8 protein-coding genes are annotated in these 17,993 nt (G+C 74.1%); 5 read left to right on the plus strand and 3 right to left on the minus strand.

From position 1 onward, the window contains the following. Positions 1–32 precede the first annotated feature (32 nt). The 5 genes from ACFYM6_RS32850 to ACFYM6_RS32870 are packed head-to-tail and all read left to right on the plus strand — an operon-like array spanning position 33 to position 15,356. The gene (locus ACFYM6_RS32850; protein ID WP_387281351.1) at positions 33–5,522 is read left to right on the plus strand and encodes an SDR family NAD(P)-dependent oxidoreductase; all 5,490 of its coding nucleotides are present in this window, start codon (positions 33–35) and stop codon (positions 5,520–5,522) included. Positions 5,523–5,548: 26 nt separating this feature from the next. After that, positions 5,549–6,502, plus strand: coding sequence for a TauD/TfdA family dioxygenase (locus ACFYM6_RS32855; protein WP_387281352.1), 954 nt, complete (start codon positions 5,549–5,551; stop codon positions 6,500–6,502). Position 6,503: 1 nt separating this feature from the next. Further along, positions 6,504–6,692: an MbtH family protein gene (locus tag ACFYM6_RS32860; RefSeq protein ID WP_387281353.1), complete on the plus strand. Its 189-nt coding sequence runs from the start codon at positions 6,504–6,506 to the stop codon at positions 6,690–6,692. A gap of 55 nt (positions 6,693–6,747) precedes the next feature. Further along, entirely contained in the window at positions 6,748–9,867 is a 3,120-nt protein-coding gene (locus tag ACFYM6_RS32865) for an amino acid adenylation domain-containing protein (RefSeq protein WP_387281354.1), read from the plus strand. Beyond that, positions 9,867–15,356: an amino acid adenylation domain-containing protein gene (locus ACFYM6_RS32870; protein WP_387281355.1), complete on the plus strand. Its 5,490-nt coding sequence runs from the start codon at positions 9,867–9,869 to the stop codon at positions 15,354–15,356. Before ACFYM6_RS32865 ends, ACFYM6_RS32870 begins: the two co-directional genes overlap by 1 nt. Before the next feature lie 92 nt (positions 15,357–15,448). Here ACFYM6_RS32870 and ACFYM6_RS32875 read toward each other — a convergent pair whose 3' ends face one another. The 3 genes from ACFYM6_RS32875 to ACFYM6_RS32885 form a co-directional block, all read right to left on the minus strand. Continuing rightward, positions 15,449–16,693: a hypothetical protein gene (locus ACFYM6_RS32875; RefSeq protein WP_387281356.1), complete on the minus strand. Its 1,245-nt coding sequence runs from the start codon at positions 16,691–16,693 to the stop codon at positions 15,449–15,451. A gap of 31 nt (positions 16,694–16,724) precedes the next feature. Then, a complete protein-coding gene (locus ACFYM6_RS32880) occupies positions 16,725–17,243 on the minus strand; it encodes an NUDIX hydrolase (protein ID WP_387281357.1) in 519 nt (172 codons plus the stop codon). A 99-nt stretch (positions 17,244–17,342) separates the two neighbouring features. Then, positions 17,343–17,897 carry a hypothetical protein gene (locus tag ACFYM6_RS32885; protein ID WP_387281358.1) on the minus strand — a complete coding sequence of 185 codons (555 nt, stop codon included), beginning with the start codon at positions 17,895–17,897 and terminating at the stop codon, positions 17,343–17,345. Positions 17,898–17,993 lie beyond the last annotated feature (96 nt).

A 17,993-nucleotide genomic window follows, 5' to 3' on the forward strand; every position in this document is an offset into this window, starting at 1 on the left:
CCCGGCACCCGCGTGACCAAAGGACGACCCCGATGAACAACGACATCGCCACCGAGCACCCCACCGACGACGGCATCGAACCGATCGCCATCGTCGGGCTCGCCGCCCGCCTGCCCGGCGCCGCCGACCTCGCGGAGTTCTGGCGCAACCTGGTCGACGGCGTGGAGTCGGTCACCGAGCTGACCCGCGAGGAGCAGCTCGCCCGGGGCGCCTCCGCCGAGGAGGTCGACGACCCGGGCTGGGTGAACCGGGCCCCGCTGGTCGACGGCTACGACGAGTTCGACGCCGGCCTGTTCGGGATGACCGCCCGCGAGGCCGAGATCACCGACCCGCAGCACCGGCTGTTCCTGGAGAGCTGCTACACCGCGCTGCAGGACGCCGGCTACGACCCGGCCCGCTACGACGGCGCGGTCGGCGTGTACGCGGGCACCGGCGGCAACACCTACCTGCACAAGTACGTGCTGCGTAACAAGCGGGTCGGCGGCAGCCCGCACGGCGCGGTCTCCATCGCCACCGGCAACTCCCCGAACTACGTGGCCACCAACGTGTCGTACCGGCTGGACCTGCGCGGGCCGAGCCTGACCGTGCACACCGCCTGCTCCACCTCGCTGGTCGCGTTCCACCTGGCCTGCGAGGCGCTGCGCAACGGCGAGTGCGACATGGCGCTCGCCGGCGGCGTCAACATCGAGCTGCCGCACGTCGGTTACCTGGGCATGGACGGCTTCACCTCCCCGGACGGGCGGTGCCGCCCGTTCGACGCCGGCGCCAACGGCACGGTGTGGGGCAGCGGCGTCGGGGTGACCCTGCTCAAGCGCCTCTCCGACGCCATCGCTGACGGCGACACCATCCGCGCGGTGGTGCTCGGCAACGCGATCAACAACGACGGCGCCGGCAAGGTCGGCTTCACCGCTCCCAGCATCGACGGCCAGATGGAGGCGGTCGCCCAGGCGGTCGGCCTGGCCGGCATCGACCCGCGCACCATCGGCTACGTGGAGGCGCACGGCACCGGCACGGCGCTGGGCGACCCGATCGAGATCTCCGCCCTCTCCGCGGTCTACGGCAAGGACACCGAGGACCGGGGCTGGTGCGGCATCGGCTCGGTGAAGTCCAACATCGGCCACCTCAGCCAGCCCTCCGGAATCGTCAGCGTGATCAAGACGGTGCTCGCCATGGAGCACGGCCTGATCCCGCCGACCATCAACTACGAGACCCCGAACCCGGCGATCGACTTCGCCGACACCCCGTTCTACGTGGCGAACACGCTGACCAAGTGGGACACCGACGGGGCGCCGCGCCGGGCCGGGGTGAGCTCCTTCGGCATCGGCGGCACCAACGCGCACGTGGTGCTGGAGGAGGCGCCGGCCGCGTACCGGGCCGAGCGGCGGGTCCGCCCGGCGCACCTGCTCCAGGTGTCGGCGAAGACCCCCACCGCGCTGGACACCGCGGTGCGCCGGCTCGCCGACCACTTGGAGAACGGCGGCGGCGCCGAGCTGTCCGGCAGCGCCGGCGGCGGCGCTGGGCTGCTCGCCGACGTCGCCCACACCCTGCGGGTCGGCCGCCAGGAGTACGCGCACCGCGCCGCCGTCGTCGCCGGCGACCCCCAAGCGGCGGCCGCTGCCCTGCGCGATGCCCGCAAGGGGCACCGGGGCGTCACCGACGGCCCCGCCCCGCGGGTGGCCTTCCTCTTTTCGGGGCAGGGCTCCCAGTACGCCGGCATGGGCGCCCAGCTCTACGCCGAGGACCCGACGTTCGCGGCCACCGTGGACCAGTGCGCCGAGCTGCTCCGCCCCGAGCTGGGCCTGGACATCCGCGACCTCATCCTCGGCCGGGACCCGGCGGCGGGGGAGAAGCTCACCGAGACCCGCTACACCCAGCCGGCCCTGTTCACCGTCGAGTACGCCCTCGCCACCGCCTGGCAGCGGGCCGGGGTGACCCCGGCCGCGATGATCGGCCACTCGATCGGCGAGTACGTCGCCGCCACCATGGCCGGCGTGCTCAGCCTGCCGGACGCGCTGCGGGTGGTGGCCGCCCGGGGCCGGCTGATGCACTCGCTGCCCGCCGGTTCGATGCTGGCCGTGGCGCTGGACGAGTCGGCGGTCGCCGGCCGGCTGCCCGAGGCGCTCGCCATCGCCACCGTCAACGGCCCGGGCACCTGCGTGGTGGCCGGCGAGACGGCGGCCGTCGAGGAGTTCGCCGCCACCCTCAAGGGCAAGAGCAAGGTGCTGCGCACCTCGCACGCGTTCCACTCGCCGATGATGGAACCGATCCTCGACGAGTTCACCGCGCTGATGGCCACCGTGCCGCTGCGGCCGCCGGCCGTGCCGTTCCTGTCCAACGTGACCGGCACCTGGATCACCGAGGCGCAGGCCACCGACCCGGCGTACTGGGCGGCGCACCTGCGCCAGCCGGTCCGCTTCGGCGCCTGCGTGGCCACGCTGCTCGCCGAGGGCACCTGGGCGCTGCTCGAGTGCGGCCCTGGCAAGCAGCTGGCCAACCTGGCCCGGATGCAGGTCGCCAAGGCCGGCGAGGCACAGCGCAAGCTCACCCCGCTGGGCAGCCTGCCCGGCCCGGGCGAGTCCACCGGCGACCTGGCCACCCTGCTCGGCAGCGCCGGCGCGCTCTGGTGCGCGGGCGTACCGGTGCGGCTGGGCGTCGACCCGGACGCGCGGCGGGTGCCGCTGCCCACGTACCCGTTCGAGCGCCGCCGCTACTGGGTCGACCCGGACCCGGTGGCGCAGGTGGCGGCGCCGGTGGAGACCGGGCCCCGGCCGCTGCCGGAATGGTTCGCGGTGCCGGTGTGGCGCCAGGCCGCCCCGGCCCGGACCACCAGCCCGCTGGGCCGGTGCCTGGTGCTGGCCGACGGCCCGCGCGGCGAGGCGCTGGTCGCCGCGCTGCGCGCCGCCGGCGACGACCCGGTCGAGGTACGTGCCGGCGACACCTTCGCCGCCACGGCCACCGGTTTCCGGCTGCGTCCCGGCGTCCGCGAGGACCACGACGCCCTGGTCGCCGCGCTCGGCGCGGACCTGCCACGGCGCGTCGTGCACGCGTTCGCCCTGGACGGGGAGCCGGCCGGGACGGACCTCGAGGCCGCCTGGGCCGCCCAGGACCGGGGTTTCTTCAGCGTGCTGCACCTGGTGCAGGCGCTCGCCGGCGCCGGGCTGACCGGTGACGAGCCGGGCCGCACCCTCGACCTGGTCACCGCCGGCACCGCCGACGTGCGCGGCGACGACCTGGTCCGGCCGGAGCACGCCACCCTGGCCGGCCTGGCCCGGGTGCTGCCGGTGGAACTGCCCGGCCTCACCGTCCGCCTGGTCGACGCGGACGCCGCCGCGCGGGGCGCCGGCACCCTGGTCGCCGAGCTGCGCAGCCCGGTCGACCCGGAGCACCCGGAGGTGGCGCTGCGCCGCGACCGGCGCTGGGTGACCGGGTACGAGCAGGTCACCGTGGACGCCGAGGGCGAGCCGGGCACGCTGCGCGAGGAGGGCCGCTACCTGATCACCGGCGGTCTCGGCGGCATCGGCATCACCCTGGCCGAGGACTTCGCCCGCCGGGTACGCGCCAAGCTGGTGCTGCTGGCCCGCTCCGGCCTGCCCGAGCGGGAGGACTGGGACGAGCACCTGGCCGTGCACGGTGGCGCCGACCGGGCCGGCCGGGCCATCGCGGCGATCCGCCGGATGGAGGCGGCCGGGGCCGAGGTGCTGGTGCTCGCGGCCGACGTCACCGACCCCACCGACCTGCGCCGGGTACGCGAGGCCGCCGAGAGCCGCTTCGGCGGGCTGGACGGCGTCGTGCACGCGGCCGGCCTGCCCGGCGGCGGCATGGCGGAGATCAAGGAGCGGGCCGAGGCGGAGCGGGTGCTCGCCCCGAAGCTGGCCGGCACCCTCGCCCTCGCCCAGGTCTTCGGCGACCTGCCGCTGGACTTCGTGGCGCTGTGCTCCTCGATCACCGCGGTGATCGGCGGTTTCGGCCAGGTCGACTACTGCGCGGCGAACAACTTCCTGGACGCGTTCGCGCGGGCCGGGGTCGGCTTCCGTGCGCCGGTGGTGGCGCAGAACTGGGGCGGCTGGGCCGAGGTCGGCATGGCCGTGGAGACCAACGCGCCGGCCGCGTTCCGGGCCGCCGGCCGGGACACCGTCACCAGCCAGGTCGACCACCCGGTGCTGACCACGAAGGTGGCCGGCCCGGACGGCATCGTGCTGCACGGCCTGGTCTCCGCCAGCACCCACTGGCTGCTCGACGAGCACCGGATCGGCGGGGTGCCGGTGGTGCCGGGCACCGCCCACCTGGAGTCGGTGCGCGCCGCGGTGACCGCCGCGCTGCCCGCCCCCGGCCCGCAGGCCGCGGTGGAGCTGCGCGACGTGGTCTTCCTGGAGCCGTTCTCGGTGCCGGACGGCACCGTCGCCCAGTACCGGGTGGAGCTGACCCCCACCGAGGACGGGGTGGACTTCACCGTCGCCAGCCTGGCCGCCGGCCAGCTGCGTACCCACGTCCGGGGCGCGGCCGGCTGGACCGCGGAACCCGCCCCGCCGGCGGGTACGCCCACCGTCGCCGGCCGGCGGGTCGACGACGACGCGTCGTTCGGCCGGGGGCGGACCAGCATGCTCACCTTCGGGCCACGCTGGGCCGCGCTCGCCGAGCACCACCTGGCCGACCGGGAGGAGCTGGCCCGGATCGAGGCCCCCGCCGCGGCGCTGGCCGACCTGCCCTCCTGGGGGCTGCACCCGGCCCTGCTGGACGTGGCCACCGCGTTCGGCCGGGGCCAGGGCTCCGGCACCTACCTGCCGCTGTCGTACGGCCGGATCGTGGTGCGCGGGGCGCTGCCGGCGTCCTTCCTCAGCCACCTGCGGCACCGCGACAGCGCCACCGACGAGGTGGTGGCCGCCGACCTGTCCCTGCTGGACACCGACGGCCGGGAACTCGTCGCGATCAGCGACTTCGTGCTGCGGCGGGTGGACCAGGGCGCGGTCACCGGGGGCCTCACCGAAACCCCGGCCGCCGCGGCCGACGCCGCCGCAGCGCCGGTGACCGAGGACATCCGGCCGGTGGACGGGGCGGAGGCGTTCCGTCGCAGCCTCACCGCCGGACTCGGCGCGCAGGTGGTGATCGCCACCCGCACCGTCGCGGACATCCGCCGGCGGGCCGCCCGGGTGACCACGGACAGCCTGGAGGCGGAGATCGACCCGGCGGTCTCCGCGCCGACCGCCACCGGCGGCGGTTCGGCCGCGCCCTCGACCGAGCTGGAGAAGGTGATCGCCCAGGTCTGGCGGGACGGCCTCGGCGTGTCCGAGGTCGGCGTGGACGACGACTTCTTCTCCCTCGGCGGCAACTCGCTGGTCGCGGTGCAGCTCATCGCCGCGATGCGCAAGGCCACCGGGGTACGGCTACCGATGCGCAGCCTCTTCGAGACCCCCACGGTGGCCGGGCTGGCCGCCCGGATCGAGGAGCTGCGCGCCAGCCAGCCCGCCGACGAGCCCGCCGCGCCGGCGGCCATCCCGGCCATCCCGCGACTGCCCCGCGCCTGACCACGACGAACAGGAGACACCGCACCATGAGCGACACGATCACCACACTCCCGGTGGTCATCGAGAACGACGGCCGGGCCCTGACCGACCTGATCGACGCCCGGCGCGCCGAGCTGCGCGCCGCCCTCGTCGAACACGGCGGGCTGCTCTTCCGCGGCTTCGACGTCGGCGGGGTGGACGGCTTCGACGGGGTGGTCCGCGCCCTCTCCGGCGAGCCGCTGACCTACACGGAGCGCTCGTCGCCCCGGCACTCCATCAAGGGCCGGGTCTACACCTCGACCGACTACCCGCCGGACGAGGAGATCTTCCTGCACAACGAGAACTCGTACCAGGCGCGCTGGCCGCTGACCCTGTTCTTCTACTGCATCACCGCGCCGGAGACGCAGGGCGCCACCCCGCTCGCCGACGTGCGCCGGGTCTACCAGGAGATCGACCCGGCGGTGCGTGAGGAGTTCATCCGGCGGCGCTGGATGCTGGTGCGCAACTTCCACGGCGACTTCGGCACCCGCTGGCAGGAGGTGTTCAACACCGAGAACCGGGCCGAGGTCGAGGCGTACGCGGTGGCGAACGGGATCACCGTGGAGTGGGTCGGCAAGGACGGCCTGCGCACCCGGGCGGTCCGGAACGTGGTGCACCACCGGCCCGGCTCGGACACCCCCCGCTGGTTCAACCACGCCACGTTCTTCCACCTCAGCACCCTGCCGAAGGACTACCAGGAGGGCCTGCTGGCCATGTTCGGCGCCGACGGCCTGCCGTCGAACACCTACTACGGCGACGGCGGCGAGATCCCCGCCGACGTCATGGACCACCTGCGCGCCGCCTACCGGGCGGCCACCGTCCGCTTCGACTACCAGCGCGACGACGTGCTGGTGGTGGACAACATGACCGCCGCCCACGGCCGGGAGCCGTTCACCGGCCCCCGCAAGATCGCCGTCGCGATGGCCGAGCCGCACACCCCCGACACCCCTGGAGCGAACTGACATGGCCGAACCCCGATTCCTGGTCGTGCGCAACGACGAGGAGCAGTACTCGATCTGGTCGGCCGACCGGGACCTCCCCGCGGGCTGGCACGACGCCGGCTTCGCCGGCACCCGCGAGGAGTGCCTGGCCCACGTCGACACCGTCTGGACCGACATGCGCCCCCGCTCGGTACGCGAGGCCCACCAGTGAGCGCGAGGAGTGGAGCGGAGCGGAGCCCCGCAGTCGCGAACGGGAGACCACAGCGATGACTCAGGAATGGACCTTCCCGGCCTCCTTCGCCCAGGAGCGGGTGTGGGTGGCCAACCAGCTCGACGCCCACTCGCCGGTCTACAACGTCTCCGTCCCGTGGCGCTTCCCGGCCGGGATCGACGCGGACACCGCAGCCCACATCGTCAACCAGGTGGTGGCCCGGCACGAGGCGCTCCGCACCCACCTGCGCGTCGACGACGGCGCCCTGGTGCAGGTGGTGCGGGCCCACGAGCCCGTCCCGATCCCCACCGACGACCTGCGGCACCTGCCGGAGGCAGAACGCCTCGCGGCGTTCGAGGCGATCCGCACGGAGCTGGCGCGTAACCCGATCCCGCTGGACGGCCCGCCGCTGTGGCGGGCCCGGCTGATCCGCCTCGACGACACCTGGGCGCTGGCGTTCGTGGTGCACCACGCGGTCTTCGACAGCCACTCGGCGGTGCTGTTCCACCAGGAACTCGGCGCGTTCAGCGCGGCCGCGCTGACCGGCGCCGAGCCCGCCGTGCCCGAGCTGCCCATCCAGTACGCCGACTTCGCCGTCTGGCAGCGCGACCAGCTCACCGGCGCGGAGCTGGACCGCCAGATCGCCTTCTGGACCGGCCACCTGGCCGGCGCGCCGGCGGTGACCGGCCTGCCGCTGGACCGGCCCCGCCCGGCCCAGCTCGGCTTCGCCGGTGACGAGGTGCGGTTCGACCTGCCCGAGGGGCTGCTCGACCGGGTCGGCGCCCTCGCGACCGGCGCGGCGGCCACGCCGTACATGGTGCTGCTGGCCGGCTTCGCGGCGCTGCTGTCCCGGATCTCCGGCGACACCGACGTGGTGGTCGGGGTCTCCACCGCCGGCCGGGACAGCGCCGAGCTGGCCCCGCTGATCGGCATGTTCGTCAACCCGGTGGCGCTGCGCTGCGACGTCTCCGGCGCCCCGGCCTTCGCCGAACTGCTCGCCCGGGTGCGGGACGGCCTGGTCGACGCGATGGAGCACGGGCAGACCCCGTTCCAGAAGATCGTCGAGGCGGTCGACCCGCAGCGCGACCCGTCCGTGCAGCCGATCTTCCAGACCGCGCTGAACTTCATCCCCGACTCCGGCCTGGACCCGGTGGAGCTGGGCACCACCAAGGACGACCTGGCGTTCGACATCACCACCGGCGAGAGCCGGCTGGTCTACCGCACGGCGCTGTTCGACCGCGGCACCGCCGAGGCGGTCGTCGACCGGTACGTCCGGCTGCTCGCCGCTGCCGTCGCCGACCCGCAGCGGCGGGTCGCCGCGCTGCCGCTGCTCGCCGATGCCGAGCGGGACCTGGTGCTGGGCGCCTGGAACGACACCGCGCACGAGGTGCCGCCGACCACCGTGGTCGACGAGGTGCAGCGGCAGGCCGCCGCCACGCCGGACGCCACCGCGCTGGTCTGCGACAGCGTGCCGCTGACCTACGCCGAGCTGAACACCGCCGCGAACCGGCTGGCCCGGCTGCTGGTGGCCCGGGGCGCCGGCCCGGAGGCCCGGGTCGCGCTCGCCGTGCCCCGCTCCTGCGAGCTGCTGGTGGCCATCCTCGCGGTGCTCAAGTCCGGTGCGGCGTACGTCCCGGTGGACACCGCCTACCCGGCCGGGCGGATCGCGTACCTGCTGGACGACGCCGAGCCGGCCCTCGTGGTGGCTACCCCGGAGACCGCCGGCCTGGTGCCGGCCGGCGCGCTGGTGCTGGACGGGGAGGTGGGTTCGGACCAGGCCGACGACGACCTCACCGACGCCGACCGGCTCGCCCCGCTGCGCCCCGAGCACCCGGCGTACGTGCTCTACACCTCCGGCTCCACCGGCCGTCCCAAGGGGGTGGTGGTGGAGCACCGGGCGGTGACCGCCTACCTGGCCTGGGCCCGGCACACCTACCCGGGCCTGGCCGGCACGGCGCTGCTGCCCTCGCCGGTCTCCTTCGACCTCACCGTCACCGGCCTGCTCGGCACGCTCACCGCCGGCGGGACGGTCCGGCTCGCCGCGATCGACGAGCCGGCGGCCCGGGTCGGCGGCCGGCCCACCTTCCTCAAGGTCACCCCGAGCCACCTGCCGCTGCTCGACGGCGAGCTGTCGCCCACCGCCGATCTGGTGGTCGGCGGCGAGGCGCTCACCGGCGAGCAGCTCGCCGGGTGGCGGGCCGCGCACCCGGACGTCGCGGTGATCAACGAGTACGGCCCGACCGAGGCCACCGTCGGCTGCGTCGCCGCCCGGATCGCCCCGGGCGAGCCGGTCCCGGCCGGGCCGGTGCCGATCGGCACGCCCACCTGGAACACCCGGGCGCTGCTGCTCGACGCGGCCCTGCAGCCGGTCCCGCCGGGCGTGGTCGGCGAGCTGTACGTCGCCGGCACCCAGCTCGCCCGCGGCTACCTGCGCCGGCCCGGCCTCACCGCCGAGCGCTTCCGGCCCTGCCCGTACGGCCCGCCCGGGGAGCGGATGTACGCCACCGGCGACCTGGCCCGCTGGCGTCCCGACGGCACGCTGGAGTACCTGGGCCGCCGCGACGACCAGGTCAAGGTGCGCGGCATGCGGATCGAGCTGGGCGAGGTGGAGGCGGCCCTGCTGGCCCACCCGGACGTCCGGGCGGCCGCCGCGGCGGTGCGTACCGACTCGGGCGAGCCGATGCTGGTCGGCTACCTGGTCGGCCCGGCCCACGAGGACTCGGTCCGCGCCGAACTGGCCCGGGAGCTGCCCGCCCACCTGATCCCGGCGGCCCTGGTCCGGCTCGACACGCTGCCCCTGACCCCGAACGGCAAGCTGGACCGGGCCGCGCTGCCCGCCCCGGCCACCGCCGTCCCGGCCGAGGACAGCTACGTCGCCCCGCGCACCGAGGCCGAGTCCCTGGTCGCCGAGGTGTACGCCGAGATCCTCCAGGTGGAGAAGGTCGGCGCCCTGGACGACTTCTTCGCCCTCGGCGGCAACTCGCTGCGCGGCATGCGGGCGATGGCCCGGATCCGGGCCGAGGTGGACGTCGAACTGCCCATGCGGGCGCTGTTCAGCAGCCCCGTGGTGGCGGACCTGGCCGCCCAGATCGAGGAGCGGATCGCCGCCGAACTCGACGGGCTCTCCGACACCGAGGTCGCCGCGCTGCTCGCGGCGGAAGAGGAAAACAGCTGATGACCGACCTGAAGGATCCGACCCGGGAGGCGGCCCGGCAGGCGCTGATCGCCAAACGGCTGCGCGCCCGGCAGGCCGCCCCCGCGCGGATCACGCCCCGGCCCGCCGACGCCGAGGTGCCGCTGTCGTACGCCCAGGAGCGGGTCTGGTTCATGGACCAGCTCGCTCCGGGCGAGGCGGCCTACCACATCGCGGTGCCGCTGCGGGTGCGCGGCCCGCTCGACGTGGCCGCGCTGCGCGCCGCCCTGGCCGCGCTGACCGCCCGGCACGAGTCGCTGCGGACCCGCTTCCCGGCCGACGCCGACGGGCGCCCCACCGTGGTGGTGGAGGAGACCGTCGAGGTGCCGCTGACCATCGTGGACGCCCCCGACGAGACGACCGCGCAGGCCCTGGTCGAGGCGGCCGCCGCCGAGCCGTTCGACCTGGCGCACGGTCCGCTGCTGCGCGCCCTGCTGGTCCGGCTGGCCCCCGACGACCACGTGCTCTTCCTCGGCAAGCACCACATCGTCGGGGACGGCTGGTCGGTGGACGTGCTGCTGCGGGACCTGATCACCCGGTACCGGGGCGGCGAGCTGCCCACCCTGCCCGTCCAGTACGGCGACTTCGCGGTCTGGGAGGCGCGGGAGCTGGACGGCCCGCAGGCCCGGGCGCACGTCGACTACTGGAAGCAGCGGCTCGCCGGGATCACCCCGCTGGAGCTGCCGCTGGACCGGCCCCGTCCGGCCACCCAGACCTACCGGGGCGACTTCGTCGAGTTCCAGCTCGACCCGGCGGCCACCGAACGACTCAACGACCTCACCCGGGACAGCGGCGGCACCCTGTTCATGACGCTGCTCGCCGCGTACCAGGTGCTGCTGTCCCGGCACGCCGGCCAGGACGACTTCGCCGTCGGCGCGTCGGTGGCCGGCCGCTCCGCGCCGGAGCTGGAGAACGTGGTCGGCATGTTCATCAACATGCTGCCGCTGCGCGCCGAGCTGGCCGGCGACCCCACCTTCCGCGAGCTGCTGGAGCGCACCCGGCGCAGCGTGCTGGACGGCTTCGAGCACGCCGAGGTGCCGTTCGCCAAGGTGGTCCACGAGCTGGGGCTGCCCCGGGACGTCAGCCGGTCCCCGGTGTTCCAGGCCATGTTCGTGCTGCAGAACTACGAGATGGGCCGGTTCACCGGCGTCTCCGGGTCCGACGAGGTCAGCTTCGAGTGGACGCCGATGGAGCTGCGGGCCACCCGGTTCGACTTCGAGCTGCACGCGGTGGAGACCGTCGACGGGCTCTGGGGCAAGCTGGTCTTCAACACCGACCTGTTCACCCGGGACACCGTCGAGCGGATGGCCCGGCGCTGGACCACCCTGCTGGCCGCGATCGTCGCCGCGCCGGACACCCCGGTCTCCCGGCTGGAGCTGCTGCCCCCGCAGGAGCGGGCGCTGCTGGCGGCGTGGAACGACACCACCGCCGACTTCCCGCGTACGCAGACCCTGCACGGCCCCGTCGAGGAGCGGGCCGCCGCCACCCCGGACGCGGTCGCCGTCACCATCGACGGGCGCAGCCTGACGTACGCCGAGCTGAACGCCGACGCCAATCGGATCGCGCACCGGCTGCGCGCCGCCGGCGTCGGCCCGGAGACCCTGGTCGGCGTCTGCGCGGAACGCTCCGTCGAACTGGTCGCCGGCCTGCTCGGCGTGCTCAAGGCCGGCGGCGCGTACCTGCCGTTGGACCCGGAGTACCCGGCGGACCGGCTGGCCTTCATGGTCACCGACGCGGACGCACCCGTGGTGCTGGTCCAGGCGCACCTGCGCGACGTGCTGCCGGACACCGCCGCCACCGTCCTCGCCCTGGACGACCCGTCCGCCTGGGCCGACCAGCCCACCACGAACCCGGAGCCGTCCGCCGGCCCCGAGCACCTGGCGTACGTCATCTACACCTCCGGCTCCACCGGCCGGCCCAAGGGAGTGCCGAACACCCACCGGGGCATCGTCAACCGGCTCGACTGGATGCAGAAGACGTACCGCCTCGGCGCCGACGACGCCGTGCTGCAGAAGACCCCAGCCAGCTTCGACGTGTCGGTGTGGGAGTTCTTCTGGCCGCTGCGCGAGGGCGCCCGCCTGGTGCTGGCCAGGCCGGGCGGCCACAAGGACGCCGGCTACCTGCGCGATCTGCTCGTCGCCGAGCGGATCACCACCGCGCACTTCGTGCCGTCGATGCTCACCGTCTTCCTCGCCGAGGAGGGCATCGAGGCGGCCACCGCGCTGCGCCGGGTGATCTGCTCCGGCGAGGAACTGCCGCTGGCCTCCGCCGTCGACTTCACCGCCCGGCTGCCGTGGTGCGGGCTGCACAACCTGTACGGCCCCACCGAGGCGGCCATCGACGTCACCGCCTGGCCCTGCGACCCGGCGCGGCTGGCCGGGCTCACCGGCGTCCCGATCGGCGCGCCGATCGCCAACCTGCGCCTGCACGTGCTCGACCCGGCGGGCCACGAGTGCCCGGTGGGCGTCGTCGGTGAACTCCACATCGGCGGCGTCGGGCTGGCCCGCGGCTACCACCGCCGGCCGGCGCTGACCGCCGAGAAGTTCGTCCCCGACCCGTTCTCCGGCGAGCCCGGCACCCGGCTCTACCGCACCGGCGACCTGGCCCGCTGGGTGACCGACACGGCGGGGGAGACCGGCGTCATCGAGTTCCTCGGCCGGATCGACCACCAGGTCAAGCTCCGCGGCCTGCGGATCGAGCTGGGCGAGATCGAGAGCGCACTGCGCGAGCAGCCCGGGGTGACCGAGGCGGCGGTGATCGTCCGCGAGGACAGCCCCGGCGACAAGCGGCTCACCGCCTACCTGGTCGGGCCCGCGGAGCACACCGCGTTGAAGACCGCGCTCAAGGACACCCTGCCGGAGTACATGGTGCCGGCCGCGTTCGTCACCCTGGACGCGCTGCCGCTGACCCCCAACGGAAAGCTCGACCGCAAGGCGCTGCCCGCGCCCGTGGTCACCCGCGAGGCGTCGGTGGCGCTGGTCGAGCCGCGCGACGACACCGAACGGACGCTCGCCGCCATCTGGTCCGAGGTGCTGGGCGTCGACACGCTCGGCATCGACGACGACTTCTTCGACCTGGGCGGGCACTCCATGCTCGCCACCCAGGTCGTCGCGAAGATCCGCAAGGCCGAGCTCGGCGGCCGGCCGGTCGGCGTGATGGACCTGTTCCAGCAGCGGACCATCCGTGACCTCGCCGCGTTCATCTCCGGCGACGGCGGCGAGGAGGGGCCCCGCCGGCTGCTCTACGAGCTGACCAAGCCGATCCCCGCCGGCAAGCGGGTGCTGTCCTACGTCTGCGTCCCGTACGGCGGCGGCAGCGCCATCGTCTACCAGCCGCTCGCCGACGCGCTGCCGGCCGGGCACGCCCTGTGGTCGCTGGCCATCCCCGGGCACGACGTCGGGCTCAGCGAGGACGCGCTGCCCTTCGACGAACTGACCACCCGGGTCGCCGACGAGATCCTCGAGCGGGTCGAGGGACCCCTCGCGCTCTACGGCCACTGCGGTGTCGGCAGCGCCATCGTCGCCGAGGTGGCCCGCAAGGTCGAGGCGGCCGGGCGGGACCTCGAGGCCGTCTACATCGGCGCGATGTTCCCGTTCGCCCGCCCCAAGGGCCTCTTCGCCACCATGCGCAACCGGCTGGAGCAGCTCCGCAGCAACAAGCACTACGCGAGCTGGCTCAAGTCGATGGGTGTGGACACCGACGAGCTGGACGCGGAGCAGGCCGACCGGATCATCAGCAACATGCGGGCCGACTCCCGCGCCTCCGAGGAGTACTTCACCCGCCTGCTCGACCAGCGGGCGACGAAGCTGCGCGCCCCGATCGTCTCGGTCGTCGGCTCCGAGGACCCGGTCACCGACTACTACCGTGAGCGGTACGCCGAGTGGCAGTTCCTCAGCGACACCCTCGGGCTGGTGGTCCTCGACCAGGCCGGCCACTTCTTCCTTAAGTACCGCGCCGAGGAGTTGGCCGAGATCGTCACCCGGGTCCACCCCGCGGTGGTCGCCGGGGACATCGCGACGCTCAACCCGGACGCCCAGGGCGAGGACGCCGGCTGGGCGGTCCTCGACCACATGCGGGTGGGCGCGGCGGAGGGGCCGCCCAAGGCCACCGTCAAGCCGAGCATGGGCCGATTCCTGTCGGTCACCGTCGGGCAGCTCGTCTCCAGCACCGGCTCCGCGCTGACCGCGTTCGCCCTGCCGATCTGGCTGTTCAACCGGACCGGGTCGGTGGCCGACCTCGGCCTGCTCTGGGCGCTCGCGCTGATCTGCGGTGTGCTGATGCTCCCGGTGGCCGGCGCGATCGTCGACCGGGTCAGCCGGCGCCGGATCATGATGCTGGCCAGCTCCATCGCCGGATCGATCCAGCTGGTCCTGGCCGTGCTGCTGTGGACCGACAACCTGGTCCTCTGGCACATCTACCTCCTGGTGGCGCTCAGCTCCGTGGCCGGGTCGTTCCAACGGATCGCGTTCCAGTCGGCGGTGCCGCAGCTGGTACCGAAGCGTTACCTCGGCCACGCGATGGGCATCACCCAGCTCTCCACCGGCTTCGCCACCCTGCTCATGCCGGTCTTCGCGGCCGGCCTGCTCGCCGCGATCGAGCTGAAGGGCATCCTGCTCGTCGACGTGGCCAGCTACATCGTCGCGGTGGCCACCCTGGCCGTGGTCCGCTTCCCCGACCTGCTCGGCTGGCGGCCCCGGGAACGGCTCCTGGTGGCCATCGCCAATGGTCTGCGCTACTCCTGGCAGCACAAGGGCTTCCGGTTGATGCTCGGCTACTTCGCGCTGGGCAACATCTTCCTGGCCCCCGCCCTGGTGCTCACCACCCCGCTGGTGCTCTCCTTCGGCACCCCGACCCAGGTGGCCCAGGTGGCGTTGGCCGAGGCGGTCGGTGCCATCGCCGGTGGCGTGCTCATGTCGCTCTGGGGCGGCCCGCGCCGGCGGCGGATGATCGGGGTGCTCGTGGCCAACCTCGGTACCGCGATCGGCTGCATGCTGATCGGCCTGGACGCCTCGCTGGTGATGATCTGCGTCGGCATGTGCTGGCTGGCCATGGCGATGACCACCGCGCAGTCGATCTACGCGACCATCGTCCAGGTCAAGGTGCCGCAGCGGTTCCACGGCCGGGTGTTCAGCCTCAACCAGACCATCGCCTGGTCCACCCTGCCCATCGGGTTCGCGCTGCTCGCACCGGGCGCCACCGCCCTGTTCGAGCCGATGCTCACCCCGGGCGGGGCGCTCGCGGGGTCGGTGGGCGCGGTGATCGGCACCGGTCCCGGCCGGGGCATCGGATTCGCGTACGTCTGCTTCGGGCTGGCCCTCGTGCTGGTCACCCTCGGCGGGTTCGCGATCCGGCTGCTGCGCCGGTTCGACATCGAGGTGGATGACTCGCTCCCGGACGACCTGATCGGTGCCCAGGAGCGGGAACGCCGGCTCGCCGCCCGGGCCGCCGAACGGGAGCCGGTCGCGGCCTGACACAAGGAAGGGCCCTTTTCCACGCCTCCAGTGGAGAAGGGCCCTTCCTTCTTACGCACGTAGCGCGCGGGGGCCTCCCGAGGCCCCCGCGCTCACCACCGTGCCGGCGGATCCGCCAGCTCGTCCTCAGGCAGTTCCTGCGGCTGCGCCACCCACGCCGAGTAGACCGGCAGGCCGTGCCACGGCCCGCCCGCGCTGTCGGTGGCCACCGCCACCACCGCGTACGGGTGGCCGAACCGCAGCTCCGCCACCCGGGCGACGCCCTCCGGCGGCAGCGCCGTCCGCGTGGCGAACGCGGTCACCGCGGCGGCCTCGAAGCCGTACCGCCCGTAGCGGGCCACCGCCGACTGGGCCGCCTCGTACCGCGGATCCGCCACCCCCATGAGCCTCCCGAGCGCCTGCGCGGCGACGGCGAAGCCGAACCCGGGCGGCGTCAGGTCGTGCCGGCTCTCCGCCGACCAGCACGGCAGCACGGCGCTCGCCCGCTCCTCCCGGCCGTCGGGCGAGAAGGTGCGCACCGGCTCCTCCCGGATCGTCCACAGCGGGGTGTCGCCCAGCGGCAGGTCGAACAGCGACCGCTGGCCCGGTCCGATGCCGTCCGGGGTGGTGGCGGCACCGGCGGCGAGCTCCTGGGCGGCGGCGAGGACGTCCGGCACCGGCACGTCCGGGTCGGCGGCGACGGACACCACCAGCAGGCCGGCCTCCCCGCCGGCGATGGACACCGGCCGGGCGGGCGCGGCGTGCACGGCCACGTCACCGGCCCGGGCGGTGGTCGCGATCCCGCACCGGTGCCGGTACGCGGGGGCCCGCAGCACCCGCTCCAGCCGGCCCGCCCAGGCACTGCCCGCGCCGAGCTGCTCGGCGGGCGCCACCCGGAACGGCTCCGCCCAGGACACCCTGGTGGCCAGGGCGTTGGCCAGGATCAGCAGGGTCTGCGGGGTGACGGTGAGCGGGAACCGCTCGATCAGGCCGTCGGTGTGCTCCCGCGCCCACGCGTCCAGCGTCGGCTGGTCCGGCAGCGGGCCGGTCTGCGTCCGCTCCGGCAGCGTCGCGCGCCAGCCGGCCAGTCCCTCGGCGGGCGTCCGCTCCCACAGGGCGGTGGCCGAGGCGACCAGCGGGTGCGGCGCCGACAGCAGCGCGTGGGCCACCGTGGCGGCGCGGTCCACGTCGGTGCCGAGCGCCTCCTCCACCGCGCCGCGCAGGTCGCCGGTGGCGGCGGGGCCGGTGAGCGCGAGGAGCAGCCAGGCGCCGAGCGGGGAGGCGACGTGGTGCGCGTCGCCGGCGGCGCGGTGCAGCCGCTCGGCGTAGTGGGCGAGAGGTCCGTGGATAGGGTTCACCGCTCCACTGTGCCGGTTGCCGGCGGATTCGTCATGACCACAGCTCGAATGGCTCGTCGATCTCCTCGCCGGCCATGAACGCCGGCAGCAGCTCGGGCAGCCGCCCCGGATAGCAGCGCGGCCGGGCGGCGACCACCTCGGCGACCGGCCACCAGCGGAACCCGAAGTAGTCCTCCCGTTCGTAGTCGAGCCGGTGCGCCTCGTCCACGTCCGGTCCCCGCCCCGGCAGCCGTACCGGGACGATCACCTCGTCCTGCAGGTGGCGCCGCTGCCGGTGGATGAAGCTGGCCCGCCGCCGCCAGGTCGGCGCGCCCACGTCAGCCGGCGGCACCACGATGCCGGTCTCCTCGCGCAGCTCCCGCACCGCCGCGTCGAGATACGTCTCCCCGTCGTCGAGCCCGCCGCCGGGCAGCTCCCACCAGACGCCGAGGCGGGGGTGGTCCGGGTCGCGGGTGTGGAACAGCAGCACCCGCTCGGCGGCGTCGAGCACCACCAGCCGCACCGCCCGGCGTTCCAGCACCGGCAGGTCGCGGGGCAGCTCGGGAGTCATCGGTGCACATCGCCTTGTTCATGGTGGCCGGCCGCGTTGCCGGAGGCCCCATCTAAGTTCCGCTTCAACGTCTGTCTTCTCCAGGTGGGTGCTTCCGTCTCATGTGACGGCGGCGGCGGTGAGAAAGAACGTGACTGCGTATGTGAACCGGCGTGCAACGACGGCGTCATCGAACTGGTCTTCGAACGCACGCGCTTCGGCTGGGTTGAGAGCGCCGCGTTGAGCAGCTGTGGCAGCCCAGCTGCCGAGGCCGAGAACGTTGTCGACAGCGGTCGGGCTCCGCACCAGCAGCGTTCGGGGTTCGACGGTGACGTCGACCAGGCCGTGTGCGGCGAGAAGGCCGGCATGTTGATGAGCCAGGCTGCCGTTGCGGGAGGAGCACATCAGCCCGGAATCCCAGCACGCGCCGGGCCAAACTTTGGTCGGCGATGTCGAGTACCTGAGTGTCGTAGTCGGGGTCTGCGAGGACGATGCGGCCGCCCGGCCGAACAACCCTGATGAGTTCCTTGATCGCGGCGTGGGGACCGGCGAGGTGTTGCAGGGTGCGATCGGCCCATGCCCATCGAAGGAGTTGTTGAGAAAAAGCAGGTGATGGGCGTCGGCGACGGTGCAATGGCTCAAGCCGCAGGCTTGCATGACAGCGGCCATGGTCATCGCGTCCCCGTCCTCGGGCGCGGGGCTCCGATCAGCAATGAGCATTCAGTTGGGGGTGTAGCCGAGGAGGCGGGAGTTCTTGACGGTGGCGGGTTC

The sequence above is a fragment of the Micromonospora sp. NPDC006431 genome (assembly GCF_042870725.1).
Lineage (GTDB): Bacteria > Actinomycetota > Actinomycetes > Mycobacteriales > Micromonosporaceae > Micromonospora.

Excerpts from the sequence above, each read along its gene's own strand:
- ACFYM6_RS32880 (WP_387281357.1), bottom strand. The coding sequence starts at position 17,243 with ATGACTCCCGAGCTGCCCCGCGACCTGCCGGTGCTGGAACGCCGGGCG.
- ACFYM6_RS32850 (WP_387281351.1), top strand. The coding sequence starts at position 33 with ATGAACAACGACATCGCCACCGAGCACCCCACCGACGACGGCATCGAA.
- ACFYM6_RS32865 (WP_387281354.1), top strand. The coding sequence starts at position 6,748 with ATGACTCAGGAATGGACCTTCCCGGCCTCCTTCGCCCAGGAGCGGGTG.
- ACFYM6_RS32870 (WP_387281355.1), top strand. The coding sequence starts at position 9,867 with ATGACCGACCTGAAGGATCCGACCCGGGAGGCGGCCCGGCAGGCGCTG.
- ACFYM6_RS32860 (WP_387281353.1), top strand. The coding sequence starts at position 6,504 with ATGGCCGAACCCCGATTCCTGGTCGTGCGCAACGACGAGGAGCAGTAC.
- ACFYM6_RS32885 (WP_387281358.1), bottom strand. The coding sequence starts at position 17,897 with ATGACCATGGCCGCTGTCATGCAAGCCTGCGGCTTGAGCCATTGCACC.
- ACFYM6_RS32855 (WP_387281352.1), top strand. The coding sequence starts at position 5,549 with ATGAGCGACACGATCACCACACTCCCGGTGGTCATCGAGAACGACGGC.